We start from the raw sequence: 26,630 nt of genomic DNA on the forward strand, positions 1-26,630 counted from the left end.
TTACCAACACCAGTGTATGTAAGTGGTGGAGCAGACCTAGATGGTGATGCTGATCTTGAGGACTTAGCTGTAGGTGCAGGTACGATTGTTTACACAGCTACCTATGCTATTACACAAGCTGATATTGATGCAGGTGTGGTTACCAACCAAGCGACTGCTAATGGTAATGATCCAGCGGGTAACAGTATCACAGATGATAGTGATGATCCAAGTGATCCAACCAGTGATGATGATCCAACAGATACGGTTATTCCACAAAACCCATCAATGTCGCTTACCAAGACAAGCAATCTAGACTTAGGAGCTGATGGTGTGGTAAGTGTTGGTGATATCATTACTTATACTTATACGATTAGTAATACAGGCGATGTGACCTTATTTGACCTAAGTGTCACTGAAGACGCAGCAGATTTTACCGGAACAGGAACCTTACCAACACCAGTGTATGTTAGTGGTGGAGCAGACTTAGATGGAGATGGAGATCTTGAGGACTTAGCTGTAGGTGCAGGTACGATTGTTTACACAGCTACCTATGCTATTACACAGGCTGATATTGATGCAGGTGTGGTTACCAACCAAGCGACTGCTAGTGGTAATGATCCAGCGGGCAATAGTATCACAGATGATAGTGATGATCCAAGTGATCCAACAGATAATGATAATAACGGAGATGGTGAACCAGATGACACAACGATTACAACATTACTTCAAGAACCTGGATTAGATATAGTTAAAGTAGCAGCTATTTTAGATAATGGTGATGGCGTCATAGGCGTTGATGATATCATTACTTACACCATAACAGTAACGAACAGTGGTAATGTCACTTTAAACAGTATTGCAATAACTGATACTTTTACGGATGTCAATGGTATTCCTCTTACACTTGATTCTGGACCAGACTATGTGAGTTCTGATTTGGGTAGTGTAGAAGGTGATTTATTAGTCGGAGAAACGGCAACATACTCTGCAACCTACACCATTACACAGGATGATGTAGATGCTGGAGGTGTTATAAATAGTGTACTTGGAACAGGAAATGACCCAGGAGGTAATGTTGTTAACGATACCAGTGACGATGGTGATGATTCTGATGGCAACGTTGAAGATGATCCAACGGAGACACTCACGGATTCAGATTTTGATCTAGCGATAACTAAGGAATTAGATATTTTAGAACCAGTGATTGGTGATGAAGTAACCTTTACAATTACCTTATCTAATGAAGGTTTTGTAACTGCTACAGGTGTTGTGGTGACTGAAGTTATTCCAAGTGGTTATGTGTTTGTTTCAGCTATTTCTACAGCGGGAGTATACTCTGAAGCCGATGGTGAATGGACCGTTGGTCAATTAAACCCTGGACAGGTGGAAGTTCTTGAAATAGTCGTAGAAGTTTTAGGTTTTGGAGACTATCTCAATACTGCTAGTGTCGATCAATATGCAGGAGGTGATGATCAGAATGAAAATAATAATTCTGATTCGATTGGTGTGGATCCAATCTGTTTAACCATCTACAACGAATTCTCTCCAAATGGCGACGGAATTAATGATTTCTTCAATATAGATTGTATTGAAACATTCCCTAATAATAAACTAGAAGTTTATAATAGATGGGGTAATATCGTGTTCGAAGCTCGAGGATATAGAAACGATTGGGAAGGGACTTCTAATGGTAGAGCAGTTTTAAGTGAAGGTGATCAGCTACCAGTGGGAACATATTATTACGTGATAGATTTAGGTGACGGTTCTGAACCTAGAGTTGGATGGTTATACCTAAATAGATAAATAAAAGCAAGATTAAAAACAATATTAAAATGATACAAAAATCATCATTATTAAAAGGATTGGTACTCTTTGTTTTTTGCATACTGACTTCAAATATCAGTTTTGCACAGCAAGATCCTCAATACACACAATACATGTATAATACAATGAGTGTGAACCCAGCTTATGCGGGTCAAAGAGAGGTTTTAAGTGTCACAGGCTTACATCGCACCCAGTGGGTCGGTATCGATGGCGCTCCTCAAACACAAACGCTCGGTATACATGCACCATTGAGAAATAATAAAATCGGATTAGGTTTGTCTATTGTCAATGATGCTTTAGGACCTGTGAACGAGTATTATATCGATGCCAATTTTTCATACACGATTCAGGTAGATGATAATAATACTAAATTGTCTTTTGGTGCCAAAGCTGGAATTCATGGATTAACTTCCGATTGGAGTGAAGGTGTCATCCAGCAAATTGGTGATCCGACATTTGCCGATAATCTCAGTGTGTTCTCACCAACCATTGGTGCAGGTTTATACTTACATAACAGAAAATGGTATGTGGGCTTATCGGTACCAAACTTTTTGCAAACCGAACATTTTGACGACAGTCAAGTTTCTGTGGCAAAAGAACGTATGAGTTATTATTTGATAGCGGGTTATGTTTTTAATTTAAATGATAATATCAAGCTAAAACCTGCGGCTTTAGTTAAGGCTATTTCTGGAGCACCTATCATAGCTGATGTTTCCGCGAATTTTCTATTTAATGATAAATTTACACTTGGTGCATCGTATAGATGGGACGATTCTATAAGTGGATTAGCTGGTTTTCAAGTGACTGATGGTTTATACATTGGTTATGCGTATGATGCCACAACCACCAATTTAAATAATTATAACAGTGGTTCACATGAAATCATGTTACGATTCGAATTACAAAAAGTAGGTAGAATATTATCACCAAGATTCTTCTAAACAAATGATTATGAAAACACATAAAATTATATGCATTCTGGCTTTTAGTCTTGTTTTTTCAATAGGAAACGCGCAAAAAGGAAAGATCAGACAAGCGAATAAAGAGTATGATAATTTAGCGTACTTAAAAACTAGTGAGATTCTTTTAGAAGTAGCTAATAATGGCTATAAGTCGGTTGATTTGCTACAGAAACTTGCCAATTCATTTTATTTCAATAATCAAATGGAAGAGGCTGCAAAATGGTATGGGGAATTAATGACTATGACAGATGATTTGGATCCTGAATATTATTTTAGATATGCCCAATCATTGAAGTCCATCGAGAACTATTCAGAATCTGATATCTGGATGAAAAAATTTGCTCAGGCCGATCGAAGTGATTTAAGAGGTCGTGCGTTCTCATCTACTGTTGACTATTTAGCAATGATTGATGAAGCGAGTCGTGATTTCGAAGTCAATAATATGGCAATTAATACGGAGGTTTCAGATTTTGGATCCACGCAATATAAGAATCAACTCATATTTGCATCTACCAGAGGTGGCGGCAAAAAATATAAATGGAACGAACAACCTTTCTTGGATCTCTTTTCAGCGGAAAAGCAAGACGATGGATCTTACACAAATGTAGAGCAATTGGATAGTGACATCAACACGCAATATCACGAATCAACTGTGGCATTTACGCCAGATGATCAAGTGATGTATTTCACAAGAAATAATTATTACAAAAAGAAATATGGGAATGATGAAGATGGCACCAATCGATTAAAAATTTTTAAAGCCACATTAAACGACGATGATGAATGGGATGATATTGAGCCAGTTCATTTCAATAATGATGCCTACAGTGTGGCGCATCCTGCCATTAATGTGAAAGGTACGAAAATGTATTTTGCTTCAGATATGAATGGGACATTGGGAAAGTCGGATATTTTTGAGGTAGATATCAATGCTGATGGCACCTTAGGTGAGCCAATCAATCTTGGTCCTTCAGTCAATACGGAAGGTCATGAATCCTTTCCTTTTGTAAATTCTGATGGTGATCTTTACTTCTCTTCTAATGGTTTCAATGGATTGGGAGGTTTAGATGTTTTTGTTATTCGTGATTTTGAGAATAAACGCGAACTCAATCAACCTATGGCTCTTGAAAATGTTGGACGACCTATTAATAGTCCGATGGATGATTTTGCCTATTATGAAAATTTAGGGACCAAAGAGGGATTTTTTACGTCAAATAGAGATGGTGGAAAAGGAGACGATGATATTTATAGTTTTATCATCCCTGAATGTACTCAAGTACTTGAAGGAACTGTTAAAGACAAAGAAACTCAAGAATTATTGGTAGGAGCAAAGGTGACTTTGCTAGATGCTGAAGGACGACCTTTAGATCAGCAAACAGTTGGTGCGGATGCCACTTATAAATTTGAAAATTTAGAATGTGAAAAGGAATATCTGATTCGTGTAGAAATGGACCAATTTGCTACCGTGGAAGAACGCTTTACAACACCTAAAAAGAAGCAAGAATTAATGATAGAATTAGAGATGGAGCGTGATGAAGTGGAGTTAGAGCCTTGCGCAGATTTAGCTAAAATACTGGATATTCCAATCATCTATTTTGACTTCGATAAGTCTAATATTAGAAGTGATGCCGAAGTAGAATTGCAGAAAGTACTCGCAGTGATGAATAAGTACCCAACTATAACCATTGACGTTAGAAGTCATACGGATTGTAGAGGGACAGCAGCTTATAATGAAAAACTGTCTGATAGAAGAGCGCAATCAACGCGACAGTATTTAATCAATAAAGGTGTTGAAGCTGAACGTCTCACAGCTAAAGGTTATGGCGAATCACGATTGGTAAATGACTGTGGTTGTGAACCTTCAAATGAGTCCTCATGTTCTGAAGCTGAACACCAATTGAACCGTCGTAGTGAATTTATTGTGACGAGCATCAATGGTAAGAAATGTGATGAACAGAACTAGGTTATACAGCGAATTAAGTATTAAATTATAGTTAAAAGCTGTCTTTTTTAAGGCAGCTTTTCTATTTCTGTCGCATTTCTGAAATTTAGTTGTTATTTTTGTTGGCTATGACAGAAGAACGCGTAATTCTAGTAAATGAACACGATGAGCCCATTGGTACAATGCCAAAGATGGAAGCTCATGAGAAGGCATTGTTGCATCGTGCGTTTTCAGTGTTTGTTTTCAATAATAAAAATGAATTGATGCTTCAGCAACGAGCGAAGCATAAATACCATTCACCTTTGCTATGGACGAATACCTGCTGTAGTCACCAAAGAGTTGGTGAATCCAATATTGAGGCAGGTAAACGACGATTGATGGAGGAGATGGGCTTTGTCACCGAACTAAAAGAAACGACGTCTTTTATTTATAAAGCGCCTTTCGATAATGGTTTGACAGAGCATGAGTTCGATCACATTATGGTAGGACAATTCAATGAGGCTCCTCATATCAATCCTAATGAAGTAGAAGCCTGGAAATGGATGTCACTCGAAGCGGTAAAATCTGACATGGAGCAACACCCGGAAATTTATACAGCCTGGTTTAAAATTATTTTTGATAAATTTTATGAACATATAAATATCTCTAAGTCATGCGAGTAACGGTTAGTAGAAGAGCACATTTTAATGCAGCACATCGTTTGTATCGCAAAGACTGGAGTTTTGAGAAGAATGATGCTGTCTTTGGAAAGTGTAATAATCCGAATTTTCATGGACACAATTATGAGCTTATTGTAAGTGTTACAGGAGAGATTGATAAAGACACTGGCTATGTTATTGATATGAAAGAACTCAAAGAGATCATTAAGTTAGAAGTGGAAGATGCATTCGACCATAAAAACTTGAATGTGGAAGTCCCAGAGTTCAAGGATCTCAATCCAACAGCAGAAAATATTGTTGTTGTTATTTATCAAAAGATCAAACCGAAATTAAAATCGAGTTTTGATCTTGAAATTACACTCTATGAGACACCTCGTAATTTTGTGACGTATTCTGGAACATAACACCTTTCCTTTTAAAATACTGAAGTTGATTCCTTTAATTAAATGAAAAGCGAACTATATCCCTTAAAATTTCATCCCATCCTAAAAGACAAAATCTGGGGTGGACAAAAATTGCAAGCCATTCTTCAGAAAGATACCGTTTCTGATACTACTGGAGAAAGCTGGGAAATTAGTGATGTTGAAGGTGATACATCGGTTGTTAAAAATGGCATTCATAAAGGTAAATCTTTGAAAACGCTTTTGAATACTTTTAAGGAGCGACTCGTTGGAAAAAAGAATTACGCAACATTTGGAAATAAATTCCCGCTACTTATCAAGTTTATCGATGCCAAGCAAGACTTATCCATTCAATTACATCCTAATGACGAATTAGCGGCGAAAAGACATAATTCATTCGGTAAAACTGAAATGTGGTACGTGATGCAAGCCGATGAAGACGCCAAACTCATTGTTGGTTTTAATCAAAAAATGAATCCAGAGACTTATTTAAAGCATTTGCATGATAAGACGCTCACTGATATTCTGAATTTCGATACGGTGAAAGCAGGAGATACGTACTTTATTGAGGTTGGACGTGTGCATGCTATTGGTGCAGGCGTGATGCTTGCTGAAATCCAACAAACCAGTGATATTACCTATCGTGTTTATGATTGGGATCGTGTAGATGATCATGGTAATGAACGTGAACTCCATAATGATTTAGCTATCGATGCTTTTGATTTTAATATGAAAGATGATTTTAGAGTGTCTTATGCGAGTATTAAGAATCAAGCGAATCCTATGGTGTCATGCCCTTATTTTACTACAAATTATGTGCATGTTTCTAGTACACTGGAAAAAGTAAATATGAAGGACTCTTTTATAATTTATATCTGTGTTGAAGGCGAAGCAACCATTGCTACTGATGCTGGTTCTGAGCAATTGAAATTAGGTGATACAATCTTAATCCCTGCAGATTTACAGGCGTTTAAAATAAGTGCTACGAACGCAAAACTATTAGAAGTTTATGTGTAATTTTGTAGCAACTAAATAATTATAATTATGGCAAATGTTAGAGACTTAAAAAAAGATATCAATTTTGTTTTAGGTGACATTATAGAAGTGGTAGATGCATGGCAGAATGATCATCCAGACGAAGACACCAAGAAAAGTGAAGCAATTATCGATGAGGCTATCGATACTTTTGATGAGTTAATTGCAAAAGTAAATGATAGAAGTGTTGAAAATAAAAAAGCGCACTTTAAGAAAATTAATCAAGAACTAGAAGAAAGAGGGCGTACCTTAATCGAAAAATTGAATAAATTAGGTTAAAAAGATGAAGGAGTATTTGCAAATATGGATTTCAATATTATATTTGCAGCTCTTTTAAAAGCCGATGTAGCTCAGCTGGCTAGAGCAGCTGATTTGTAATCAGCAGGTCGTGGGTTCGAGTCCCTCCATCGGCTCAAAAAAAATCCCAAACTTCATTGTTTGGGATTTTTTATTTGACTGAAGTTATCAGTTGAGTTTTCGCTTCTCAATAAGTTCCTTTAACTGTACACCATATTTTGACACTTGGATATCTTCATCGAGTGCATTATAAATTTCCTCTAAAAATTTTAGACTGGTATTGGCAACCTCACTAATCGCTAAATAAGGAGATACCTCGCTATCTGGATGATTGACAGCAAAATTGATAGTATATAAGTACTTTCGTTTAATCAGATTATCGAAGTCCTTTTCTAAGGTAGCTGTTCGAGCCGTGTCATTTTCTTTTTGTGACTCCAAACTTTCCTTAATCATATCTAAGTTCTTATCATTAAACTTAGACATCATAACAAGATATTCGTCTAGTGTGGCTTGCTGTTCCGAACCTTGGATTTTAGCGTCGTAATTGAAATTCTTTAATGTCGACTGAATGGTTGTGATACCTTTATCAGCAAAAAATACGATAGTACCATCTTGATTGTCGTTTTTATGGAGTTTTAAAAACAAAATCTCTGGTTCTTCCAAGGGAGCATGCAGTTCAAAATCGGGAGTACCATTAATTGCTAAAGAATCTAAGGTAATCATTAAACTGTCTTGCTGTTTCTGCAGATAGACCGTTCCTTTTTTTAAGCCTTTCACATGACCTTTGAGTGTAAAATCGTGCTGTTCCTCTTTACCGCAGGATATGAGCATTAGTCCTAAAACCAGTGCAATACAATACTTCATTTAGTTTTAATTTTTATGGAGGCAAATATCTTATAAAAAATGCTGAAATACTAACTCACGGCAGCTAATTCCATTAAAATAGTACAACCAATTGCTGCGATGGTACCAATGGCATATCCAAATACAGCCAATAATACGCCAACTGTTGCTAAAGACGGATGAAAAGCAGAGGCAACGATAGGCGCAGAGGCTGCACCACCAACATTAGCCTGACTACCTACTGCCAAGAAGAAATACGGTGCTTTTATCAATTTGGCCATACCGATTAATAGAAGGGCATGAATGGACATCCAAACGACGCCAATAACAATCAAGCCTAAGTTGTCAAAAATAAGCGCTAAGTCCATTTTCATTCCAATAGTGGCTACTAGGATGTAGATAAAGACACTTCCAAATTTACTAGCGCCAGCACCTTCATAGTTTTTAGCTTTTGTAAATGATAATAAAATAGCAATAAGTGTAGCGATACTAATCATCCAAAAGAATTGTGATCCTAGAAACGTAAAGATGTTTCTCGTGGTAGGTGAAGCAATCCCAGCCACCAATTCCTCAAAATAAGGCGCTAAGAAACCAGCACCTAAATGCGCCATACTCACTGTTCCGAAGGCTATGGCACCAATAATCATGATATCCGTGAGCGACGGATTCCGTTTTACCTTTTCAGAGAAAGAAGAAACTTTTTCCTTGAGTTCTTCAATAGACGATGTATCTGCTTTTAACCATTTGTTGATGCGGTTTCGCTTTCCAATACCTATTAAAATAATGGCCATCCATATATTGGCAACCACGATATCCACGAATACCATACCACCATATTTTGCTTGATTATAGCCGTAAATTTCCAACATGGCCGTTTGATTGGCACCACCACCAATCCAGCTTCCTGCCAAAGTAGATAAACCGCGCCATACAGCATCTGGACCAACACCACCAACGGTGTCAGGTGAGAACGTTGCAATCAATAATATCGCTATTGGGCCACCAATAACAATGCCTAAAGTTCCGGTAAAAAACATTACCAAGGCTTTCCATCCTAAATTAAATACGGCTTTTAAGTCGATGCTCAAGGTCATTAATACCAAGGCAGCAGGTAATAAATAACGACTGGCAACATAGTATAAATTAGAGCTGTGTTCAGTAACGTCGCCCGATTCAGAAACAGTCTTCCATTCAGGTGAAATAAGACCTGCAGTGGTTAAAATGGCAGGAATCATATAGGCCATGAACAAACCTGGAACAATTTTATAAAATTTTGACCAAAATCCTGTTTTAAGAGATTCTGTTAAAAACACAAATCCTAAGCTGAGCATCAGGATTCCAAACACAATGGTGTCGTTTGTAAATAGAGGTGTATTGTCCATAGTAAGTTGAGCTTAATAAGCTGCAAAATACCAAAATTAAAGCGCATAAAAAAAGCGACTTTTTTTAGGAGTCGCTGTCTTTAGATTTTTTCACTTTAGGCTGTCTGTCTTTTTCTTTTAAGTATTGCATCAGCATCCACTCAATCTGGCCATTGGTACTCCTGAATTCATCAGAAGCCCATTTCTCAATGGCTTTGAGCATATCTTCGTTGATTCGTAATGCAAATGCTTTTTTCTTCGACATATTAATGTGCTATAACAAATAGTATGATTCGTAATATAAAAATTAAAACGATGTAGGCTAACTGTATCATTCCGATTTATTGATTTTTTGATTATAAATTAAAATAATGATTGGCAGTAGTATACTCAGTCCTATAATAACGGGTATAAACCATGAACCTAATCTTAATGTATGACCTTGAGCTGTTTGAATGATTGTAAATAACACCACTGAAAACACGACAGCCACAAAAAGATTTGTAAATCTTACAATTCTCGTACTTAGCCTATAATTTTTCAAGGCATTGTCTTCGGTAATATTGACCATATAATTGTGCATGTGAGGATATTTATTCAATATATATAATCCTACAAATGTTACCAATCCGATACATGGTAGTAACCACAAAATATACTTGTCACTACGTCCGTCAACTTCCCCTTTTCCATTGAAATGGGAAGGTACAATTTCTGGTAATTCAGAATAGTTGATAGCCGTGTACACGAACATTAGCAAAATGATGGTCGCTGTTATAAGATCGATGACGATATCCAAAGGTGTTTTTGGTACGGCTATTTTGGGTCTATTGGTTTTCATAGTTACCGATTTTTATCGCGCTCAAAAAGAATTCTTGCGGAATGCTCCGCTACGTGGATAACTCTCCAGCCGGTTGAAGCATGGGTGTTAAGCGTAGTTTCTAATTTTTGGTTGTTATTGGCAAGGCCCATTTTCCAATTGATTACTTTATATTCTTTCATAATTTAGTATTATCAGAATTATCATTTTTAGTATTGAAAATAGTGAGTGCTAAGACGGTTCCAATCACTGTTCCGATGGAGGTGCCATACACGATACTCATAGGGATATTATCTGTAACGGCACCGATCACAGTACCGAAACTTGTACCGAAGGCACTTCCCAAAGCAATACTCATTACTTTATGTTTTGTCATAATTAATGATTTAAGGTGCCTGTGTTTAGTACAGGAGACGCATCCTTGTCACCACAAAGAATGACCATAAGATTGCTGACCATCGCTGCTTTTCGTTCTTCGTCCAAATCCACAATTTGCTTTTTACCAAGTTCTTCCAATGCCATTTCTACCATGCTCACAGCGCCTTCCACAATTTTGTGTCTGGCAGCAACAATAGCTGTAGCTTGTTGCCTCTTAAGCATGGCATTGGCTATCTCCTGTGCATAAGCTAGATAACCGATGCGTGCTTCCAAAACTTCAATACCTGCAATAGATAAACGTTCGTCAATTTCTTTTTCCAAGGCATTACTCACCTCATTGACACTAGAACGCAAGGTAATGTCTTCGTCATGACCTTCATCAGCGAAATTATCATAAGGATACATGCTGGCAAGTTTTCGGACCGCTGCATCTGTTTGAACACGAACGAAATTTTCATAGATGTCCACGTCAAAAGCTGCTTTGTAGGTGTTTTGAACACGCCAAACCAAAATGGTACTAATCATGACTGGGTTACCAAGTTTATCATTTACTTTGAGACGCTCACTATCAAAGTTTCTAGCACGCAAAGAAATTTTCTTCTTGGTGTAAAACGGATTGACCCAATAGAAACCATTTCGCTTTACTGTGCCAATATATTTTCCAAAGAGCAACAAGACACGAGATCCATTGGGTTGTACCATAATAAAACCGGGCGCTGTTAATATGGCCAATATTATGGATATGATGAAAATCGGGTTCTTTAGAACAATCATAGCGGCGATGCTTCCAAAGAACAATACAATAAAAACTAACAGCATAAAGTAGCCATTGGCGGGCACTATAATTTTCTCTTCTTTCATTTGATTAGGTTTAAGTTAAATAATTCAATATGATATTATTTTGATATCAAATATACATCAAATAATTTTATAGTCCAAATCGAGTTTGGCACGCCATTTGCTTATTATATAATGTAAATGCTTATAAAGATGTTAGTAGAGGAGTGATTACCTCGTATAACGGAGTAACATTTATGATTTGGTTGGTTAGTTAGTAAAAACGCATCTCTTTTTTGAGATGCGTTTTTAATTTAAAGTATATGTTATTTCTAAACTTAAGACTTCATAAATTGTACTATGGCCGAAATAAGCGCTTCTGAAATTTTCCGAGAAGACTCATTATAAGATTTTGAATTTTCTAGTTGATCGCCTTCAATTATAAACAATACATGATTCATATTAGTAATAATTTCTAGTTCAGAGTTTGGTGCTGCTGCTTTCAATAGTTTGGCTTCATCTACTGAAACTTGTAAATCTTTAGTACCATTAACAATTAAAGTAGGCATATCTAATGAAGCTAGTACTTCTTGAGGTTGGTATTGCATCCAATTCATTATAAACGGCTGCACGTCTGCGCTAAAAACTGAAGCTAAAGCTGGTGGATAATCAGTAACAAGTTCGCCCTTTTTTAATTGTGCAAAGGCCTTTTTAGTACCTGCTTCCAATGAAGGATCCATGGCTGTGATTTGTTCTGTGATGACTTCGTCAATGGGTTGTCCAGCACCTGCCAAGGAAATAAAACCATCTGCTCTGTCTTTGGCAGCCAACATTCCAATTAAACTTCCTTGACTATGCCCTATAACTATGAGGTCGCCAAATTGCGACTCTTCTTTAAAATGAGTCACTACCGAAATGGCATCTGTTACAAAATCATCAAAGGTGATATTGGGATCTACTTTGTGCTCACGAATTTGTTTTACGATGCGTTTGTCATATCTGAAAGTAGCAATACCTTGATTAGACAGTGATTCTGCTAATTTTTTTAAGGAGTTATTTTTTAGAAAGTTTTGATTACCGTTTCTATCTGTGGGGCCTGAACCAGCAATAATGATTGCTAGCTTAGGTTGTTCAACGCCTTTTGGAATCAATAAAGTACCATCAATGTGTTCATTAATACTTAAATCTTGCGATTCAAAGTGGCGTTCTTGCGCATTTATCTGAGTGCCCAATAAAACTAAGAATAAAGGAATAATATATTTCATAACTGTTTTTAAATTGAAGTTGCAACGACCATACCAAAGTTACACAAAATTATAATTGAAAATTTAAGCCAATAGCAAGCATTAATATCATAAAGTGCGTAAAATCACATATTGCATTTCATCGATGAAATGCAATATTTCATCTTAAAATGTTAAAATTAAATGTATTTCATCGATTAATTAGGTATTTAAACTTGTAAATTAAAATAGAGTTCTATATTTGAAGTGTACTAAAATTTAGTTTTTAGTTCAATGGATTAATTAATTAATATTTGCATATGTGCAGAATTAGAGACCCTAAATCTACCACATATATAAAAAGCAAATTAGGAAAACCAAGGTTGAGGGACCTTGGTTTTTTCTTTTGATACCCTTGGTTATCGTATGGTTCTAAAAGTAAGATTGATGCGTTCGCCAATGTCCTTTTGAGTTTTAGAAATTTGATGTAACCAGTAATGTTGCATTTCCCCTTTCATAATGAGCAAACTTCCGTGTTGTAAATCCATTTTATACCTTTCGTTTTTTAGATGCCGATGTTTGAAATGAAATCTTCTAGTGGCACCAAAACTAACAGACGCAATCATAGGATTTTCACCAAGTTCTTTTTCATTATCGGCATGCCAGCCATTACTATCATTGCCATGGCGATATAAATTCAGTAAGACACTTGTAAAGCTATGTTGGCTTTCATCTTCTACATTTTTTTTAATCTGTCTTAATTCAGCTGTAAAATCATGAGGCTTTAACTGAATATTAGAATACGCATAAGGCTTATTGTTATTCGCATACAATGCTGTTAATCGCGGCTGCTCGTAGGTTTTTCCGAATACTGTAATGGTATCTTGCTGCCATTTGATAGTCTCTTTTAAGACTTTAAAGTAAGTGTTGGCAACTTCAGAATCATAGAATTGATCGATATAAACTAACTCCGCATTTGGTAATTTTAAAACCGTTTTTTCGCTTGAAAATAAGTCCATCACTTAAATTTTATCTAAATTAGCTATATCATGAAGATTCTCAAAATCGTTTTATCAGTTTATGTTCTGGTTTGTTTGTTGCCATTACAAGGTACAGATGAACTACCTGAAGGATTTGTCTATGTAAGAGACATTATACCAGACATTCAAGTGGAGCTTCGGTATTTTTCCGATCATAATTTTGTAGGCGATACCATTACCGGTTACAAAGCCAATACCTTAATATTGACACATCAGGCTGCTGAAGCTTTAAAAAAGGTGCAAGACGAATTACAACAGCAAAATTTGTGTTTATTGGTTTATGATGGTTACCGTCCACAACGGGCTGTAAATCATTTTATGAGTTGGGCAAAGAACCTTAATGATACGATTAATAAGCAAGAGTTTTATCCCGATGTTGAAAAGCGACATTTATTCAGAGAAGAGTATATCGCTACACGTTCTGGTCATAGTAGAGGAAGTACGGTTGACCTTACCATTATAGATGGCAATACCAATGTTCCTTTAGATATGGGAAGTCCTTATGATTTCTTTGGAAAATCATCTTGGGTTGATCATCCGAATCTTACAGAAACTCAGAAGTTCAACAGAGCATTACTTCAGAAAGTCATGTTAAAACATCAATTTAGAAACTACCCAAAAGAATGGTGGCACTTTACCTTGCGACGGGAACCTTTTCCTAAAACTTATTTTGATTTTGAAGTGGAATAACACGAATGATTAAAATTAAAATGAACTTACCAAATAAATTAGCTGTACCTTTGGCGCTAATTCATGAATGACGCTAAAAAATTAGAAGGTCATTTACCAAATAATTTTTATGTCATTTCAATCCTTAGGCTTATCTGAAGCCTTACTTAAAGCTGTCAGCAAAAAAGGGTATACCCAACCAAGTCCAATTCAAGAAAAAGCCATTCCTCCAGTTTTAAACGGAAGGGATGTCTTAGCTTCAGCACAAACTGGAACCGGAAAAACAGCTGGCTTTACCTTACCATTATTACACTATTTATCGGAAAATCCAAAGGAAAAATTTCGTCCGATTAGAGCCTTAATTTTAACGCCAACGCGCGAACTTGCAGCACAAGTGTATGAGAGTGTGAAGGAATATAGCGAATTTCTAAATATAAAAAGTGCTGTTATTTTTGGAGGTGTTAATCAAAAGCCGCAAGTGGCAAAATTGCGACAGGGCATTGATGTGCTTGTAGCGACTCCAGGGAGATTATTAGATTTACAAAATCAAAATTTGTTGTCTATTAAGCGGGTTGAGGTTTTTGTGCTAGATGAAGCCGATCGTATGCTGGACATGGGATTTTTACGTGACATTGAACGCGTCATGAAGTTGATGCCAGAGAAACGTCAAAATTTAATGTTTTCAGCAACGTTTTCTAAGGATATCCGAAAACTCGCCAATTCGATTCTGAATAATCCAGTGCAAGTAGAAGCAACACCTGAAAACTCAACAGTTGACGCAATTTCCCAAAAGGTCTATCGTGTTGCTAAAACCAAAAAAACCGATTTGATCATCAAATTGATTTCTGATGGAAATTGGAAACAAGTGTTGGTGTTTACAAGAACAAAGCATGGTGCTAACCGACTTACAAAAAAGATGGTTTCAGCAGGTATCAGTGCCGCTGCTATACATGGGAATAAAAGTCAAGGAGCACGAACTAAAGCTTTAGCGGGTTTTAAAAATGGCAGTGTAAGAGTCATGGTAGCAACAGATATTGCGGCTCGTGGTTTGGATATTCCATTGCTTCCACACGTGGTAAATTTTGAGTTACCGAATATTTCTGAAGATTATGTGCATCGTATTGGTAGGACTGGTAGAGCAGGTGCAGACGGACAAGCATTATCATTAGTAAGTGCCGATGAAACCACCTATTTAAAAGACATTGAAAAACTCATTGGAGAAGCCATCGACGTTGAAATTGTTGAAGGTTTTGAACCCGATCCGAATGCTTCGACAGAACCTATAAAACCTGGTCAAAACCGTCAGCCACGAGGGAGATCTCGGAACTCTCATCAGAAATCAGCTGGAGGTCAACGTAGTAATAGAAGAAATTCTTCAAGACAAAGATCTAAAAGAAACTCCAATAACCGAGGCTAATCAAAGCTCATGGAAACCCAAAAAAACAATCCACTTCATGGTATCAAACTTGAACAAATCGTTACTGATTTACAGGCACACTATGGATGGGAATATATGGGTTATCAAATAAAGATAAAGTGTTTTACAGATAATCCTTCCGTCAAGTCTAGTTTGAAATTTCTAAGGCGAACGCCTTGGGCGCGTGCGAAAGTTGAGCAGATGTATTTAAACTATTTAAAAAAGAATTCCTAGTTATTCAGCTGTCTTAAACCTTCGTAGACAACAATAGCCACGGCATTCGCTAAGTTTAAACTTCTGATATGTTCGCTGTAGAGCGGAATTTTATACAACGGTTGTGCGCGACTTTTAATGATCGCTTCTGATAGTCCCACTGATTCTTTTCCAAAGACTAAAAACAGATGCTCTTCAAATGGAATATTCCAATGTTCTTCGGTTCCATGACTAGAGAAAAAAGCAAAATTTGCATGACGATGTTTTTCAAAGAAGACTTCCTTAGATTCATATATAGTGACGTCTAAGTGTTGCCAATAATCCAGTCCTGCACGTTTTAATCTGCGGTCGCTAAGCTCAAAACCAAATGGTTTTACTAAATGTAATTTTGATCCAGAAGCTAATGCTAGTCGACCAATATTTCCAGTATTATTTGGAATTTCAGGCTCGATTAAAACGATATTTAAACACATATTAACGTTGAGCAGATGACTTTCTCAAAACTTTACAATCGATAGTTTCAAACATGGTGTTTGTGTCAAAATTGATAACGGCATCTTTTTTAAAAACAGATTTATTACCATTTGTTACGAGTTCACCATATCCCGGAATATAGCGGTCTCCTTGTTTAAGAAACATGACTTCTCTTTCAGAGGTTGTGCCTTCCGCTTGGAATACATAATTAGCCTTCAGAGTATCGCCATAAAACTGTCCTTTGATGCTTCCGAAATTAGCGTCTTTCTCATAAAAATTATATATCAACCTTCCAGTAACCTGAGACATGCCTCTTTTAACCACCAATTGAATACTGTCGTTGTTGGAATTTGTAAATAAATAACAAGCTAAATCGCTGTTAGACACTTTGGATGATTGTTCTTTAACTTCCTTGTGAAGCGTTTTATTTTTTGGTTCACTATGCTCCTTACAACTTAAGCTAAAAACTAAGAGTGTCGCTAGACCATAGGTTCGTAGGTGTTTCATTTGAAAAATTATTTCTTGTCATAAAATTAATAAAACCTATCTGAAACAGATAGGTTTTTAAATTATTTATGTGACTCTTTATTGTTTGTTTTGTTGTTTTTTAATGGTGGCCTCATCAATATCAAACTTGTTGGTCTTTTGGTTGATATTACCAGTTGGATTTGTTGGATTCTTTTGTTCTTTAGTTCTTTCGAATTTCCTTTTATCTTTTATAATTCCCATAATTCTTACGTTTTTGATTCATTTTAATATAGCAAAATCATGGTGAAATCTCTATTAAAGCTTTGCTAAGATTATGTTGGAATTTTGTTAATGGTGACTCTTACTGAGCTGTATGAGTTCCAATCTCTTCAATTTCTTCGAAAGGATCGCCTTTGGGATCGGCACCATAGTCATTATGACCATGATCACCATTGGTTGCCATGAGGACTATGTACCAAATCCTACCAATAAGAGGGATTAAATTAATAAAGATAAAAGCACCACTTTTACCAGTATCATGTAGTCTTCGCACATTGAGTGCCAGCCATGGTATTAGCGTTCCGAGAATATAAATAAAAAAGATAATGTTCCCTAATTGGATGTCCATGAGTTCATCCAAAAAAGAGTTGATGGTCAATAAGACTACAAAAATACCTATTTGTATTAATACGAATAACCAGTATTCTTTTCTTCGGGCTCTTCCTGAAAAATTCGCATAGTTATCTCTGATCACGGTAAAGTACCATTCCATAGTGTCGATTAGTTAAGGTTAATGCTACCGTAAATATAGAATTTTTAGTGTTTTATGGAAGCGATGAATTTACCAATATGGCTTACGGGATTGGCACTTAAAAACTTAATAAACGCACTACCTATAATAGCGCCTTTTGCAAATTTTGTGGCCTGTTGAAAGGTTTCAGGATTTGAAATACCGAATCCAACAATTTGTGGGTTTTTAAGCTGCATCTTAGCAATTCGATCGAAATAGGAAGTTTGTGCATCGCCAAAACCGGATTGGCTACCCGTAATGCTCGCACTACTCACCATGTAAATAAATCCGTTGGAAATAGCATCAATATAGGTGATCCTATCTTCCGAAGTCTGAGGTGTGATTAAGAAGATATTTACAAGACCGTAGGTGTTAAATAGGTGCTTGTATTCGCGATCATAAACATCGATGGGTAAATCTGGAATGATTAAACCATCGATTCCAATGTCTTGACAATTTTTACAGAAATTGTCTACTCCAAATTGTAATATGGGATTGAAATATCCCATAATAATAAGTGGAATAGACACCGTTTCACGGATTGTTTTTAGCTGGTCAAAAAGCACTTGGGTGGTCATACCATTTTTTAAGGCCTGTGTTGAACTTGCCTGAATGGTTGGTCCGTCTGCCAACGGGTCGCTAAATGGCAAACCAATCTCAATCATATCTACACCACTTTTTTCCAAGTTTTGAATGATGGGTACGGTATCTTCTAAATTTGGATAGCCAGCGGAAAAATAAATAGACAGCAGTTTGTTGTCTTCCTGAAGTTTTGCATTAATTCGGTTCATATCTTAATTTTTGGTTGCGTTAAGGATTGAAAGGTTTGTATGAGCTCATCTCTGATAGCGAGCCTTGAAAGCCTGACCCTTGGGTAACGCCCCATTGTTTAATAGTTAAAATAATCGATATAATTTTGTAAATCCTTATCACCACGACCAGACAAATTAATCACCACAAGATCATCTGTTTTGAATGTTTTACGCTTAAAAACAGCAAATGCATGAGCGCTCTCAATCGCTGGAATAATACCCTCTAACTGACTCAATTCTAATCCGGCTGCCATGGCTTCATCATCGGTTATGGCGATAAATTCTGCACGTTTTGAGGTGTATAGATGTGCATGCATGGGTCCAACTCCTGGATAATCGAGACCTGCAGAAATCGAGTAAGGCTCTGTAATTTGACCATCATCAGTTTGCATGAGTAGGGTCTTGCTACCATGAATAATTCCTTCCCGACCTAAGGCCGATGTGGCCGCACTTTCACCGCTATGAACACCTTTGCCTGCAGCCTCAACAGCAATGAGATTCACATCCGTATCGTTGAGGTAATGGTAAAAGGCACCTGCGGCATTACTGCCACCTCCAACACAGGCTAAAACATAATCTGGTTTACTTGTCCCTTCTTTCTCTTGAAGTTGCCATTGTATTTCTTCTGAAACTACCGCTTGAAAACGAGCCACCATATCTGGATATGGATGTGGTCCGACCACACTGCCAATAATGTAATGGGTGTCGACAGGATTGTTGATCCAATCGCGAATAGCTTCATTAGTAGCGTCTTTTAATGTGCGACTACCGGATAGTGCTGGACGTACTTCGGCACCTAACATTTTCATGCGCGCGACATTGGGTGCTTGCCGTTCCATATCAATGGCTCCCATATAAACAATACATGTCATGCCCATTAGTGCACACACCGTAGCCGTGGCAACACCGTGTTGTCCGGCACCTGTTTCAGCGATGATACGTTTTTTTCCAAGTCGCTGAGCCATCAATATTTGACCTATGGTATTATTCACCTTATGAGCTCCTGTATGATTTAGATCTTCGCGTTTCAGGTATATTTTAGTCTGATACTTTTCGCTTAATCGTTTGGCGAAATACAGTGGCGAAGGCCTTCCAACATAATCCTTAAGCAATTGGTCAAATTCTTTTTTGAATGCAGGCTCTGCCATAACTTTGAGGTAGTTTTGACGCAGTTCCTCGACATTAGGATAGAGCATTTCTGGAATATACGCACCACCAAATGCTCCGTAATAACCGTTGTTGTCTATATTATAACTCATGAATAAATTGTTCTAAATCTGTTAAATTCTTTAATCCTGGCTTTGTTTCAAATTGACTGTTAACATCAATAGCATGGCAAAACTTGGCACTTTTTGAAGCCAGAAATGCTTTAAGCTTCTCAAGGTCTTTAAGTCCGATACCACCACTTAAAAAATAAGGTTTGCTCGATGGATATGTCTCTAGAATATGCCAATCGAATGTATAGCCATTGCCTCCAGGCAGTTTGCCTTTAGTGTCAAATAAAAAATAGTCACAAACATCTTCGTATGCTTTGATTACAGAAAAATCGAAATCACGATCCACATTAAAGACTTTAATAATAGGTACATTGAATTCAGAAAAAGCCTTGCAAAATGCTGGTGATTCATGACCGTGTAATTGAATACCGTGTAACCTGTGTTTTTCTATGGTCTTTGTGATATCAGTAAAAGGAGCATCTACAAATACGCCTATTTTTTTAATTTGTTTTGGGAGATCAGGAATTTCACCATTAAAATAGCGATGTGATTGTTCATAGAAAATAAATCCCATGTAATCAGGTTTTAACATTCCTACATCCATCATGTTATCCGGATACTTCATGCCACAGACTTTTAGCTTCATGATGACAACCCTTTTATAAATTCTGCGGCACTTTTACCTGCATCTTCCGTTTTCATAAAGTTTTCTCCAATTAAATAACCCTTAAACCCATAGGGTTGTAACGATGTAATAGCTTCGATGCTACTAATACCGCTTTCTGAAACTTTTACAAAGTCATTTGGAATTAACGCACTTAAAAGTTTACTGGTCTCTAAATTGACTTCAAATGTTTTGAGGTTTCTGTTGTTGACACCCAGCATATCCAAACTCGGCATGAGCGATTTTTGCAGTTCTTCTTCATTGTGAACTTCAAGTAATACCTCTAAGTTTAAGCTTTGTGCCAATTCTGAAAACTGTTTAATTTCAGCGTTGCTTAGTAGTGCTGCGATGAGTAAAATAACGTCGGCGCCATGGGCTTTAGCTTCTAGTATTTGATATTCATCAATAATAAATTCTTTGCGAAGTATGGGCAACTGGCAGCTCGCTCTAGCCAATATTAAATCATCCAAACTGCCTCCAAAGTATTTCCCGTCGGTAAGAACGGACATGCCACAAACACCTGCCAGTTCGTAACCTTTTGCCACGTCAAACACATTGAGGTTTTGATTGATCACTTTTTTGGATGGCGACCTGCGTTTATGTTCTGCGATAATTCCTGTTTTGCTGTTTTGTAATGGTTGAGCTAAAGACCTAGTCTTACGTTCAAACAAGGCCATTCGCTCTAGTTGAGATGTTGGTATAAGCATTTTCCGAAGCTTCACTTCAACACGCTTGTCGTTGGCAATTTTAGTTAAAATATCCATTACTTGCTTAATGCTATGAGTTGTTCTAAACTGGCTTTGGCTTTCCCGCTTTCTAAGCTTTCCTTAGCTAGAGCAAATCCTTCTTGATGTGATACTTGGTTCACGGTGGCAATGGCTAAACCTGCATTCGCACAGACCACATTATTTTGTGCTGTAGTGCCTTTCCCATTAATAATATTTTGGAATGTCTTTGCAGCTTTTTTTATAGTATTGCCACCAAAAATTTCTGATGGTTCTATTTGTTTGATTCCCAAATCAGAAGCTTTCATAATCCTTTCGGAGGCATTTGTAATAATTTTTGTAGGACCTGTTAAAGCGATTTCATCGTAACCATCTAAAGCGTGAATAATGCTGTAATTCTTATCTGTATGCTGATAAAGGTAGCCGTAAATTCGTTGTAGTTCGAGGTTAAACACGCCTACCATTTGATTCTTTGGAAATGACGGATTTACCATTGGTCCGAGCATGTTGAAAAAAGTTTTAACACCTAATCCACGGCGGATAGGCGCTACTTTTTTCATGGCTGGATGAAACAGTGGTGCATGCATTACACAAATTCCAGCACCCTCAATTTGTTTTTTTAACAAGTCTGTATTATTCGTGAATTTCACACCAAGCGCTTCCAAGACATTTGAGGATCCGGATGCCGAAGACACACCATAATTACCGTGTTTTGCTACTTTCACTCCAGCACCTGCCGTAACAAACGAAGACAGGGTAGAGATATTAAAAGTATCCTTTCCGTCACCACCTGTACCACAAAGATCTATGGTGTTAAAGTCAGATAAGTCTACAGGTATGCAAAGCTCTAAAAGTGCATCTCTAAACCCTTGAAGTTCTTCGAGGGTAATACTTCTCATCATGTAAATGGTGAGAAAGGAGGCTATTTGGCTTTGGTTGTATTGACCTTCTGAAATTTTGACTAATACGTGCTTCGCTTCTTCCGCAGTGATGCTTTCGTGATTGATCAGTCGGTTGAGTATCTGTTTCATATTAGCTATTGATCCAATTTTTTAAAATTTGTTTTCCGTTGGGCGTTAGGACGCTTTCTGGGTGATATTGTACAGCTTTAACATCGTAAACACGATGTCTTAAAGACATAATTTGACCGTTTTCGTCAAAGGAGGTTGCTTCCAAGGCATCTGGTAAATTTGAATCGACCACCCATGAATGGTAGCGACCTACTTCAATAGTTTTATCCATATCTGAAAATAGGGGTTCATCATCTACAGTAATATGTACTTTGGTCGCGACTCCGTGATACACATCTTCCAGATTAATGAGTGATCCGCCAAAGACTTCGCCAATAGCCTGAAGCCCTAAGCAAACACCAAAAATACTTTTGGTAGGTGCATAGGTCTCAATAATGGCTTTCAATAAGCCGGCTTCTTCAGGTATGCCTGGTCCAGGAGAGAGGACAATTTTATGGAATTCTTGGACCTCTTCAAGATGGAGTTTGTCATTCCGTTTCACAGTGACCTCACAATTTAAGTCTTCTAAATAATGGACCAAATTGTATGTGAAACTATCATAGTTATCGATGACTAATACTTTCATATTTTTTCAGCTAATTCAATGGCTTTGGTTAAAGCTCCAAGTTTATTATATACTTCTTGTAATTCATTTTCTGGTTGCGATTTAGAAACAATTCCGGCACCAGCTTGCCAATGTAATTCGTGGTTCTTGCTCACAAATGTTCGAATCATGATGGCATGATTGTAATTTCCATTAAAGTCCATAAATCCTATGGCACCACCATAAAAAGCACGGTTCGTTTTTTCGTATTTTTCAATGAGTTGCATGGCCTTATGTTTTGGCGCACCACTTAAGGTTCCAGCAGGAAATGTATCGGCTACCACTTGCATTGTTGGCGTATTGCAGTGAACATTACCTGAAACTTTGCTCACTAAGTGAATCACGTGTGAAAAAAACTGTGCCTCCCTGTAGGTATCTACTGTGACATTACTTCCATGGCGACTAAGGTCATTACGAGCTAAATCGACTAACATGACATGCTCTGCGTTTTCCTTCTCATCTTCTGATAATCTTTTAGCAAGTTTCTGATCCTCTTCATCATTACCAGTTCTTTTAAATGTTCCTGCAATGGGATGTATTTCTGCCTGACCGTTATTTATGACTAATTGTGCCTCTGGAGAGCTACCAAAGATTTTAAAATTTCCGTAGTCAAAATAAAAAAGATAGGGTGACGGATTGATACTTCTTAAAGCGCGATACACGTTAAATTCGTCACCTTTAAATTCCTGTGCAAATTTTTTGGAAAGGACCAATTGGAAAACATCACCACGAGCACAGTGTTTTTTTGCTAATTCTACATGTTCTTTATAGGCATCATCGCTGAGGTTTGAAGTAATCTCAGAATTCGTTTTAAAATTATAAGAGGCGAAATTTTTGGAATTGATCAGTTGCAATACTTCATCAATATTATTGTCGGCTTCAAAGCAATGCGCAAAAATATACGCTTCATTCTTAAAATGATTGATGGCTATGATGTTTTGATAAACCGCATAAAAGATATCGGGAATATCCAAAGAATCAGGCTTTTTAGAAATCTCAACGTCTTCAAAATACGTGACAGCATCATAAGCCGTATATCCGAAGATACCATTATTTATAAATTTAAATTCTTCTTCAGAATTCACTTTAAATCGTTTGGTAAACTTGTGGATTTCTTCCGTTACTGAAATATTACGTGCATTATTAGACTTGGTACTTCCATCAGGGAATTGTTGCTCTATCGTGTTTTTTTCAACTTTAATAGAGGCGATAGGGTTGAAGCAAATGTAAGAGAAACTATTATCGTTGGCGTGATAGTCGCTACTTTCTAATAAGATACTGTTGGGATATTTATCCCTTATTTTAAGATAAATGCTCACAGGTGTAATGGTGTCTGCGAGGATTTTTTTGTAGTGTGTGTATAAACTGAATGTTTTCATTTATTGCAATTAAAAAAGGCTTGTCGTGAATGACAAGCCTTTTGAATATTTTAGATTTAAATATACGATAGGATTAGCTCACGAATTTTGAGTTTCGAGTTGCCCACCACCAAGTATGATTTAAAATTGTGTTCATTGTTATTTATAAAGTTCAAATATAGAAATCAAATTCTAGATTTCAAATTTATAGGGGATAAAAAAAAAGAGATTCTTGAAAACTACAAGAATCTCTTCTACTAATGTTGCTATTAATCTAATTTTGCAGGTCTTTTAGGGAACCTTAAAATTGTAGGGTGACGTTCAAATCAAATTCATCATAAATCGCTTTATCCTTTAAATTGTCGAAAAAACTAGCAGAACCATATTTGATATCATATTTTGTTCTATCAACCTTTAAATTAGCCATAGCAGTTTCATCTTCAACCATCATGTCAAAAGTGATTGGATGTGTGATGCCTTTAATAGTTAAGTCGCCAGTTACCTTGTAATTGCCATCTTTGCCATCAACATTTGTAATGTTTAAAGTAGCAGTAGGATGATTACTTGTTCCAAAAAAATCATCAGATTTTAAATGACCTTCTAATTTTTCTTTACCGCTACCTGCTTCTAAATCGGTTACGTTGATAGAAGTCATATCTATGGTAAAACTACCTCCTGCTAAATAATCGTCTTCAAATAGGAGCGTTCCTTCAGACAAGTTAATCGTACCTTCATGAGAGCCTGTTACCTTATGACCTTTCCAAGTGACTTTAGAGTCTTTTACCTTAATTTCCTTTTTCATGAGTGATGTAAATGAGGCAAAAGATAGCGCTAGTACGATAGCTGCTGCTGTTTTTAATGTGTTTGTTTTCATGGTTTTGATGTGTTTAAATTTAAATAGTTGTTATTAATTCTGATTTTGATTTTCTAACTTTTTTGTAATGCTGGGTTTCATCGTCTTCTGATCGATAACCTAAAGTGATCACGACAGCGGCATTCAAGTTTTTGTTCTTTAATTCTAGAATGTCATTGTAGTCCTCATTGCTAAAGCCTTCCATCGGACAAGCATCAATTTTCATGGTTGCGGCAGCTGCGAGCAAATTACCCACAACAATGTATGCTTGCTTGGCAGTCCATTGTGCTTTTTGCTCTTGGCTTAAACTGACTACGGTGGATTTCATCATGTCGGCATAATCTTTTAAATCGGCTTTATCCATGTCTCTCGTTTCCACAACATTATCGATGTAATCGTCAACAAGCTCCTCTCCAAAATTTGTTTTGTTAGCTAGTACAACCATGTGAGAGGCATCCGTAATTTGAGGCTGATCCCAAGAGGCTGCCTTTAATTTTGTACGTAGCTCCGGATTTTCTATTAATAAAATCTCATACGGTTGGAGTCCATACGAAGATGCGGTTAATTGCATAGCTTCTTTCAAAGTCTCGAGATTCTCAGGACTGATCTTTTTACTTTTGTCGAATTTTTTTGTGGCATAGCGCCAATTTAGATTTTCAATTACGGTATTCATAAATTTTTGTTTTCTTGTGGTTACTATATTTGTATATACAATAGTTTAGTAAAAAATTAATCTCTGAGTTTTGAGAGTAGAAGGTTCAAGGTTTCTAGCTCTGTCTCATTCAAGTTTTTTGTAAGTTCTTGTTCTTTGTTTTCAATGAGTGGGTCTAGTTCTTTTAAGAGTTCCAAACCAGCAGATGTAATGAATATATCAACTTTACGTCTGTTTTTTTCACAGATGAATCTTTCAACATAACCTTTTGATATGAGTTTGTCGACCAAACGTGTGGTATTACTCATTTTGCTAATCATACGATCTTGAATATCTTTCAAATTTGCAGCCGTCCCTTTTTTACCACGTAAAATACGCAGGACATTAAATTGTTCAATCGAAATGTCATAAGGTTTAAGGATGCACATAATGCCATCTTTAAAGCAAATACTCGTATAGGATATATTCAATACCGTCTTTTTAGGTAAAGCTATTTCGGTTGTTGTTTTCAATATATCGGTTATATCTTTCATATACAACTATTGTATATACAAATGTAATCAGATTCTTGAATTATTAGATTAATTTTTTGTTAAAGTTTTAAATTCAGTCGGTTTCATTTATAACTTTATCCTATGAAATATTTGATTTACATAGGCTTATTGTGCGTGACAATGCTTTGGTCAAAGAGTGATGTTCCGAGGGATGTTCATACTTTTGAGGTACCAGCTAAAGTGGATGACTTAAAAGTTCTGAATTTTGAGGAACTTCAGAATTACTTGGCTACAAAAGACGATAGTAAAACTTATGTCATTAACTTTTGGGCGACATGGTGCGCTCCATGTGTTAAGGAATTACCCTATTTCGAAAAGTTACAAGCAACCTACAACGTGGCAGATGTTGAGGTCATTCTTGTGAGTTTGGATTTTCCCAGACAAATTGAGAGTAAGCTTAAACCGTTTTTAGAAAAGCATCAATTGGAAAGTGAGGTACTTGTGTTGAACGATGTGGATTCAAATTCGTGGATACCTAAAGTAGATGAAAATTGGTCTGGTGCGATTCCTGCCACCATCATATATAATAAGCATAAGAGGTTGTTTTTTGAACAGTCTTTTACCTATAAAGAATTAGAAACAGAACTACAACCATTTTTAAAATAA

General features: G+C 36.7%; 34 protein-coding genes and 1 tRNA gene. 12 read left to right on the plus strand and 23 right to left on the minus strand.

Features of this window, described 5'->3' with window-relative positions:
- The 8 genes from ACU8DI_RS11190 to ACU8DI_RS11225 all read left to right on the plus strand — a co-directional run.
- Nucleotides 1–1,785: DUF7507 domain-containing protein (locus ACU8DI_RS11190; RefSeq protein ID WP_447112869.1), on the plus strand; the 1,785-nt coding region annotated here is incomplete at its 5' end.
- Between the two features lie 29 nt (nucleotides 1,786–1,814).
- Nucleotides 1,815–2,747 carry a PorP/SprF family type IX secretion system membrane protein gene (locus ACU8DI_RS11195; protein WP_447112870.1) on the plus strand — a complete coding sequence of 311 codons (933 nt, stop codon included), beginning with the start codon at nucleotides 1,815–1,817 and terminating at the stop codon, nucleotides 2,745–2,747.
- Between the two features lie 10 nt (nucleotides 2,748–2,757).
- Nucleotides 2,758–4,731 (plus strand): OmpA family protein, encoded by a 1,974-nt coding sequence (locus ACU8DI_RS11200; RefSeq protein ID WP_447112871.1) that lies wholly within the window; start codon nucleotides 2,758–2,760, stop codon nucleotides 4,729–4,731.
- Between the two features lie 107 nt (nucleotides 4,732–4,838).
- Nucleotides 4,839–5,372, plus strand: coding sequence for an isopentenyl-diphosphate Delta-isomerase (gene idi, locus ACU8DI_RS11205; protein ID WP_447112872.1), 534 nt, complete (start codon nucleotides 4,839–4,841; stop codon nucleotides 5,370–5,372).
- Nucleotides 5,363–5,773: a 6-pyruvoyl trahydropterin synthase family protein gene (locus tag ACU8DI_RS11210; RefSeq protein WP_447112873.1), complete on the plus strand. Its 411-nt coding sequence runs from the start codon at nucleotides 5,363–5,365 to the stop codon at nucleotides 5,771–5,773. The genes idi and ACU8DI_RS11210 overlap by 10 nt, the downstream gene beginning before the upstream one ends.
- A gap of 42 nt (nucleotides 5,774–5,815) precedes the next feature.
- Nucleotides 5,816–6,787, plus strand: a complete 972-nt coding sequence (locus ACU8DI_RS11215) for a type I phosphomannose isomerase catalytic subunit (RefSeq protein WP_447112874.1) — start codon at nucleotides 5,816–5,818, stop codon at nucleotides 6,785–6,787.
- 27 nt (nucleotides 6,788–6,814) lie between these two features.
- On the plus strand, nucleotides 6,815–7,084 hold the full coding sequence (locus ACU8DI_RS11220) for a hypothetical protein (protein ID WP_447112875.1): 270 nt from the start codon (nucleotides 6,815–6,817) through the stop codon (nucleotides 7,082–7,084).
- A gap of 60 nt (nucleotides 7,085–7,144) precedes the next feature.
- Nucleotides 7,145–7,218: transfer RNA gene (locus ACU8DI_RS11225), tRNA-Thr, on the plus strand.
- A gap of 52 nt (nucleotides 7,219–7,270) precedes the next feature.
- Here ACU8DI_RS11225 and ACU8DI_RS11230 read toward each other — a convergent pair.
- The 9 genes from ACU8DI_RS11230 to ACU8DI_RS11270 all read right to left on the minus strand — a co-directional run bounded on the left by ACU8DI_RS11230 (nucleotide 7,271) and on the right by ACU8DI_RS11270 (nucleotide 13,523).
- On the minus strand, nucleotides 7,271–7,966 hold the full coding sequence (locus ACU8DI_RS11230; RefSeq protein ID WP_447112876.1) for a DUF4369 domain-containing protein: 696 nt from the start codon (nucleotides 7,964–7,966) through the stop codon (nucleotides 7,271–7,273).
- Nucleotides 7,967–8,016: 50 nt separating this feature from the next.
- Entirely contained in the window at nucleotides 8,017–9,327 is a 1,311-nt protein-coding gene (locus ACU8DI_RS11235; RefSeq protein WP_447112877.1) for a DUF819 family protein, read from the minus strand.
- Between the two features lie 64 nt (nucleotides 9,328–9,391).
- The gene (locus ACU8DI_RS11240; protein ID WP_447112878.1) at nucleotides 9,392–9,571 is read right to left on the minus strand and encodes an Arc family DNA binding domain-containing protein; all 180 of its coding nucleotides are present in this window, start codon (nucleotides 9,569–9,571) and stop codon (nucleotides 9,392–9,394) included.
- Nucleotides 9,572–9,637: 66 nt separating this feature from the next.
- On the minus strand, nucleotides 9,638–10,147 hold the full coding sequence (locus ACU8DI_RS11245) for a DUF1648 domain-containing protein (RefSeq protein ID WP_447112879.1): 510 nt from the start codon (nucleotides 10,145–10,147) through the stop codon (nucleotides 9,638–9,640).
- Between the two features lie 2 nt (nucleotides 10,148–10,149).
- A complete protein-coding gene (locus tag ACU8DI_RS11250) occupies nucleotides 10,150–10,308 on the minus strand; it encodes a DUF4177 domain-containing protein (RefSeq protein WP_447112880.1) in 159 nt (52 codons plus the stop codon).
- Complete coding sequence (locus tag ACU8DI_RS11255; RefSeq protein ID WP_447112881.1) at nucleotides 10,305–10,502, minus strand: hypothetical protein; 198 nt, start codon at nucleotides 10,500–10,502, stop codon at nucleotides 10,305–10,307. The genes ACU8DI_RS11250 and ACU8DI_RS11255 overlap by 4 nt, the downstream gene beginning before the upstream one ends.
- Nucleotides 10,503–10,504: 2 nt before the next feature.
- Nucleotides 10,505–11,365, minus strand: a complete 861-nt coding sequence (locus ACU8DI_RS11260; protein ID WP_447112882.1) for an SPFH domain-containing protein — start codon at nucleotides 11,363–11,365, stop codon at nucleotides 10,505–10,507.
- A gap of 254 nt (nucleotides 11,366–11,619) precedes the next feature.
- Nucleotides 11,620–12,546: an alpha/beta hydrolase gene (locus ACU8DI_RS11265; protein ID WP_447112883.1), complete on the minus strand. Its 927-nt coding sequence runs from the start codon at nucleotides 12,544–12,546 to the stop codon at nucleotides 11,620–11,622.
- 377 nt (nucleotides 12,547–12,923) lie between these two features.
- Complete coding sequence (locus ACU8DI_RS11270; RefSeq protein WP_447112884.1) at nucleotides 12,924–13,523, minus strand: alpha-ketoglutarate-dependent dioxygenase AlkB family protein; 600 nt, start codon at nucleotides 13,521–13,523, stop codon at nucleotides 12,924–12,926.
- 30 nt (nucleotides 13,524–13,553) lie between these two features.
- On the opposite strand from ACU8DI_RS11270, the gene ACU8DI_RS11275 reads away from it, so the two are divergent.
- From ACU8DI_RS11275 to ACU8DI_RS11285, 3 genes are all read left to right on the plus strand, one after another.
- Complete coding sequence (locus tag ACU8DI_RS11275; protein ID WP_447112885.1) at nucleotides 13,554–14,234, plus strand: M15 family metallopeptidase; 681 nt, start codon at nucleotides 13,554–13,556, stop codon at nucleotides 14,232–14,234.
- 109 nt (nucleotides 14,235–14,343) lie between these two features.
- Nucleotides 14,344–15,630: a DEAD/DEAH box helicase gene (locus ACU8DI_RS11280; protein WP_447112886.1), complete on the plus strand. Its 1,287-nt coding sequence runs from the start codon at nucleotides 14,344–14,346 to the stop codon at nucleotides 15,628–15,630.
- 9 nt (nucleotides 15,631–15,639) lie between these two features.
- The gene (locus ACU8DI_RS11285; protein WP_447112887.1) at nucleotides 15,640–15,864 is read left to right on the plus strand and encodes a VF530 family protein; all 225 of its coding nucleotides are present in this window, start codon (nucleotides 15,640–15,642) and stop codon (nucleotides 15,862–15,864) included.
- Here the strand turns inward: ACU8DI_RS11285 and ACU8DI_RS11290 are convergent.
- From ACU8DI_RS11290 to ACU8DI_RS11355, 14 genes are all read right to left on the minus strand, one after another.
- Nucleotides 15,861–16,316 carry a tRNA (cytidine(34)-2'-O)-methyltransferase gene (locus tag ACU8DI_RS11290; RefSeq protein WP_447112888.1) on the minus strand — a complete coding sequence of 152 codons (456 nt, stop codon included), beginning with the start codon at nucleotides 16,314–16,316 and terminating at the stop codon, nucleotides 15,861–15,863. The two genes, ACU8DI_RS11285 and ACU8DI_RS11290, sit on opposite strands and share 4 nt — an antisense overlap.
- Nucleotide 16,317: 1 nt before the next feature.
- On the minus strand, nucleotides 16,318–16,824 hold the full coding sequence (locus ACU8DI_RS11295; protein WP_447112889.1) for a hypothetical protein: 507 nt from the start codon (nucleotides 16,822–16,824) through the stop codon (nucleotides 16,318–16,320).
- A gap of 78 nt (nucleotides 16,825–16,902) precedes the next feature.
- A complete protein-coding gene (locus ACU8DI_RS11300) occupies nucleotides 16,903–17,046 on the minus strand; it encodes a hypothetical protein (RefSeq protein WP_447112890.1) in 144 nt (47 codons plus the stop codon).
- A 100-nt stretch (nucleotides 17,047–17,146) separates the two neighbouring features.
- Complete coding sequence (locus ACU8DI_RS11305) at nucleotides 17,147–17,557, minus strand: DUF805 domain-containing protein (protein ID WP_447112891.1); 411 nt, start codon at nucleotides 17,555–17,557, stop codon at nucleotides 17,147–17,149.
- Nucleotides 17,558–17,601: 44 nt separating this feature from the next.
- Complete coding sequence (gene trpA, locus ACU8DI_RS11310) at nucleotides 17,602–18,366, minus strand: tryptophan synthase subunit alpha (protein ID WP_447112892.1); 765 nt, start codon at nucleotides 18,364–18,366, stop codon at nucleotides 17,602–17,604.
- A 98-nt stretch (nucleotides 18,367–18,464) separates the two neighbouring features.
- Nucleotides 18,465–19,646: a tryptophan synthase subunit beta gene (gene trpB / locus ACU8DI_RS11315; RefSeq protein WP_447112893.1), complete on the minus strand. Its 1,182-nt coding sequence runs from the start codon at nucleotides 19,644–19,646 to the stop codon at nucleotides 18,465–18,467.
- Entirely contained in the window at nucleotides 19,636–20,250 is a 615-nt protein-coding gene (locus ACU8DI_RS11320) for a phosphoribosylanthranilate isomerase (protein ID WP_447112894.1), read from the minus strand. The genes trpB and ACU8DI_RS11320 overlap by 11 nt, the downstream gene beginning before the upstream one ends.
- Nucleotides 20,247–21,032, minus strand: coding sequence for an indole-3-glycerol phosphate synthase TrpC (gene trpC, locus ACU8DI_RS11325; RefSeq protein WP_447112895.1), 786 nt, complete (start codon nucleotides 21,030–21,032; stop codon nucleotides 20,247–20,249). The genes ACU8DI_RS11320 and trpC overlap by 4 nt, the downstream gene beginning before the upstream one ends.
- Nucleotides 21,032–22,024 (minus strand): anthranilate phosphoribosyltransferase, encoded by a 993-nt coding sequence (gene trpD, locus ACU8DI_RS11330; RefSeq protein WP_447112896.1) that lies wholly within the window; start codon nucleotides 22,022–22,024, stop codon nucleotides 21,032–21,034. Before trpD ends, trpC begins: the two co-directional genes overlap by 1 nt.
- Before the next feature lies 1 nt (nucleotide 22,025).
- Complete coding sequence (locus tag ACU8DI_RS11335) at nucleotides 22,026–22,589, minus strand: anthranilate synthase component II (RefSeq protein WP_447112897.1); 564 nt, start codon at nucleotides 22,587–22,589, stop codon at nucleotides 22,026–22,028.
- The gene (locus ACU8DI_RS11340) at nucleotides 22,586–23,986 is read right to left on the minus strand and encodes an anthranilate synthase component I family protein (protein WP_447112898.1); all 1,401 of its coding nucleotides are present in this window, start codon (nucleotides 23,984–23,986) and stop codon (nucleotides 22,586–22,588) included. The genes ACU8DI_RS11335 and ACU8DI_RS11340 overlap by 4 nt, the downstream gene beginning before the upstream one ends.
- Nucleotides 23,987–24,266: 280 nt before the next feature.
- A complete protein-coding gene (locus ACU8DI_RS11345; RefSeq protein WP_447112899.1) occupies nucleotides 24,267–24,839 on the minus strand; it encodes a YceI family protein in 573 nt (190 codons plus the stop codon).
- Nucleotides 24,840–24,858: 19 nt separating this feature from the next.
- Nucleotides 24,859–25,491, minus strand: coding sequence for an NAD(P)H-dependent oxidoreductase (locus ACU8DI_RS11350; protein WP_447112900.1), 633 nt, complete (start codon nucleotides 25,489–25,491; stop codon nucleotides 24,859–24,861).
- Between the two features lie 56 nt (nucleotides 25,492–25,547).
- Nucleotides 25,548–26,003, minus strand: coding sequence for a MarR family winged helix-turn-helix transcriptional regulator (locus ACU8DI_RS11355; RefSeq protein ID WP_447112901.1), 456 nt, complete (start codon nucleotides 26,001–26,003; stop codon nucleotides 25,548–25,550).
- A gap of 102 nt (nucleotides 26,004–26,105) precedes the next feature.
- On the opposite strand from ACU8DI_RS11355, the gene ACU8DI_RS11360 reads away from it, so the two are divergent.
- Nucleotides 26,106–26,630, plus strand: a complete 525-nt coding sequence (locus ACU8DI_RS11360; RefSeq protein WP_447112902.1) for a TlpA family protein disulfide reductase — start codon at nucleotides 26,106–26,108, stop codon at nucleotides 26,628–26,630.

The organism is Psychroserpens sp. BH13MA-6 (genome assembly GCF_052983595.1).